The sequence below is a fragment of the Pseudomonas sp. SDO5532_S415 genome, from assembly GCF_054071155.1.
In genome coordinates this window covers 1-238 of the sequence record NZ_JBSVWS010000389.1, presented here as the reverse complement: position 1 = coordinate 238, position 238 = coordinate 1, and the positions used below count along the sequence as shown (strand labels likewise).

At 61.8% G+C, this 238-nt stretch carries 1 protein-coding gene; it reads right to left on the bottom strand.

The annotated features are described in order from the left end of the window. Nucleotides 1–238: AMP-binding protein (locus tag ACW9HW_RS30195; RefSeq protein ID WP_457402987.1), on the bottom strand; the 238-nt coding region annotated here is incomplete at both ends.

The window sequence follows — 238 nt, the reverse complement described above, 5'->3', positions numbered from 1 at the left end:
GGATGCCGAGCAGGCCAACGATCATTTCAAGACCCGGCTCCACGCAGATCGCCACCCGATCGTCCGGTTTCACTCCCTGGGCGATCAGGCGATGGGCTAGACGGTTGGCTCGCGCATTCAAATGGGCGTACGTCAGTGATTGCCCCTCGAACGTGACAGCGAACGCATCCGGCGTACGGTCGACTTGCGCCTCGAACAGTTGTTGGAGGGTCTGCGGTTGCAGGTGGTCAAAGCGCGG